Source organism: Pseudomonas sp. (assembly GCF_041601375.1).
GTDB lineage: Bacteria > Pseudomonadota > Gammaproteobacteria > Pseudomonadales > Pseudomonadaceae > Aquipseudomonas.
This window is the reverse complement of record NZ_JBFIIG010000290.1, coordinates 1-2689: the sequence shown is the minus strand read 5'-3', so window position 1 is coordinate 2689 and position 2689 is coordinate 1. Positions and strand designations below refer to the sequence as shown.

Below are 2689 nucleotides of genomic sequence, written 5' to 3'. Positions count from 1 at the left end.
GAACTGCCGCGCGGCGCCCTGTCCGGCCCGGTGCAGGAAGACAAAGCCCAGGCCCACGCGGTACTGACTCGAATCGTCGAGGTGCAACAGCAGCAGCTGGAATCGTTCGACCTGCGCCTGATCGATGGGCTGAGCAACTGCAACCCCGAACAAGCCCATTTCGCCAGCTTCGAGGAATACGCCCTCAGCGAAGACTGCCGCCAGGTGCGCATCATCAGCTACAAAGACTTCGTCAGAACCATCAGCCAGGCCCTGCCGCGCTTCCTCGCCGGCGAATGCATCAGCCTGCGCCAGGCCAGCTGGCACGGCAAGCGGATATTCTGGGGCGGCGAGCAGCACAGCGAAGCCCTGGCCTGCGCCGTCGCCTATGCACGCCGCCGCCAACTGGAAATCAACTTACCCGCCGAACTGTCCCGTTACCGCCTGAGCAGCGGCGGCCTGAACGAACTGCAACAGCGCTATCACGTCTTGGCCATGCCTGGCGCCGCCTGGAGCGACCCGGCATTTATGAGCCTGCTGCTGGATACCGGCCTGCCGTATGCCCGCCTGTCGCTGCTGCGCAACCCGGGCGCGCCGGAGTTCCTCCTGCTGCCCAAGCACTCCGCCGAAGCCAGCGCCCTGGGTGAAGGCCTGCGCCTGGCCGGAGCACCGGATGTAGTGCTGCATCTACAAGGGCTTGCCGCGCACGAACTTGAGACAGTTCCGAGCCCGGGCACGCCTTCAGCGATCTAGCCGTGCTCGTTTCCGGACCAGCGAGGCTGCCTCAGACCGAACGGATCAGATGGTCGAAGGCGCTCAGCGACGCCTTGGCGCCCTCGCCCACAGCGATGACGATCTGCTTGTACGGCACCGTGGTCACATCGCCGGCGGCGAAGATACCAGGCACATTGGTGCCGCCTCTGGCATCGACGATGATCTCGCCACGCGGTGACAACTCGATCACGCCTTTGAGCCAGTCGCTATTGGGCAGCAGACCGATCTGCACGAAGATGCCTTCCAGCTCGACACTGTGCAGCTCGTCGGTATTGCGATCCTGGTAGACCAGCGCCTTGACCTTCTGCCCATCGCCCAGCACCTCGGTGGTCAGCGCGCTCTTGATGATGGTCACGTTGGCCAGACTGTTGAGCTTGTTCTGCAGCACCGCATCGGCACGCAACTGGCTGTCGAACTCGATCAGGGTGACATGGGCGACGATGCCGGCCAGGTCGATGGCCGCCTCCACGCCGGAGTTGCCACCACCGATCACCGCCACCCGCTTGCCCTTGAAGAGCGGACCGTCGCAGTGCGGACAGTAGGCCACGCCCTTGCCGCGGTACGCCTGCTCGCCGGGCACGTTCATCTCCCGCCAGCGCGCACCGGTGGCGAGAATCAGGGTCTTGGCTTGCAGCGTCGCACCGCTGTCGAACCTCACCTCATGCAGGCCACCCGCCTGCTTGGCCGGGATGATGGCGCTGGCACGCTGCAGGTTCATGATGTCCACGTCGTACTGCTTGACGTGCTCTTCCAGGGCGCGGGCCAGCTTCGGCCCTTCGGTCTCCTGCACCGAGATGAAGTTCTCGATGGCCATGGTATCGAGCACCTGGCCGCCGAAACGCTCGGCCGCCACCCCAGTACGAATGCCTTTGCGCGCGGCATAGATAGCCGCCGCAGCGCCGGCCGGGCCACCGCCGACCACCAGCACGTCGAAGGCGGCCTTGGCGTTGAGCTTGTCGGCATCGCGGGCACCGGCATTGGTGTCGATCTTGGCGATGATTTCTTCCACGCCCATGCGCCCCTGGCCAAACAGCTCGCCGTTCAGATAGAGGCTCGGCACCGACATTATCTGCCGCGCTTCGACCTCCGCCTGGAACAGCGCGCCATCGATGGCCACATGGCGGATATTGGGATTGAGCACGGCCATCAGGTTCAGCGCCTGGACCACGTCCGGGCAGTTCTGGCAGGACAACGAATAGTAGGTTTCGAAATTGAATTCGCCTTCGATGCCCTTGATCTGTTCGATCACGTCCGCCGCGGTCTTGGACGGATGACCACCGACCTGCAGCAACGCCAGCACCAGCGAGGTGAATTCGTGGCCCATGGGTATACCGGCAAAACGCAGGCTGATGTCCGCCGCGGGGCGATTGAGCGAGAACGACGGCGTGCGACTGTCGCGGCCATCGGTCTTGAGGGCAATCTTGTCGGTCAGGCCGACGATGTCTTGCAGCAGGCCGAGCAGTTCGCGGGATTTGTCGCTGTCATCGAGGGACGCGACTATCTCGAACGGCTGGGTGACCTTCTCGAGGTAGGTCTTCAACTGGGCTTTCAGATTGGCGTCCAACATGGCGAAATGTCCTCAATGACGAAATTCGGGCAATAAAATGCCCGGGCGGATCGCGCCCAGGCATCGGGCGCCTTTAGAAACCGGTGGGCTTCATGAGGCGTGAATAAAATGGAATGGAGAGTGTCGCGAGCGACGGCAGTGCAAGGCGAAGTCAGGCGAGGACGCGGAGTGTACTTAAGTACATGACAAGTCCGAGCCTGACTTCAACGCAGCAATGCCTAGCGCAGCAGCTCTACAGCCATTTTTAGATCTTGCCAACCAGATCAAGCGAAGGAGCCAGAGTGGCTTCGCCTTCCTTCCACTTGGCCGGGCAGACTTCGCCCGGGTGAGCGGCGGTGTACTGAGCGGCTTGCAGCTTGCGCAGGGTTT

The 2689-nt window shown here is 63.0% G+C and carries 2 protein-coding genes and 1 pseudogene; 1 reads left to right on the top strand and 2 read right to left on the bottom strand.

Annotated elements, in window-relative coordinates; translation table 11 throughout:
* Nucleotides 1–732 (top strand): DUF6685 family protein (locus ABZE94_RS21155; RefSeq protein ID WP_372878155.1); only part of this gene is annotated, 732 nt, incomplete at its 5' end.
* 31 nt (nucleotides 733–763) lie between these two features.
* Here the strand turns inward: ABZE94_RS21155 and ahpF are convergent.
* Together ahpF and ABZE94_RS21145 are read right to left on the bottom strand one after the other, a co-directional pair.
* Entirely contained in the window at nucleotides 764–2320 is a 1557-nt protein-coding gene (gene ahpF, locus ABZE94_RS21150; RefSeq protein WP_372878153.1) for an alkyl hydroperoxide reductase subunit F, read from the bottom strand.
* A gap of 244 nt (nucleotides 2321–2564) precedes the next feature.
* Nucleotides 2565–2689, bottom strand: a pseudogene (locus tag ABZE94_RS21145) (peroxiredoxin); the annotation flags it as partial.

Excerpts from the sequence above, each read along its gene's own strand:
- ahpF (WP_372878153.1), bottom strand. The coding sequence starts at position 2,320 with ATGTTGGACGCCAATCTGAAAGCCCAGTTGAAGACCTACCTCGAGAAG.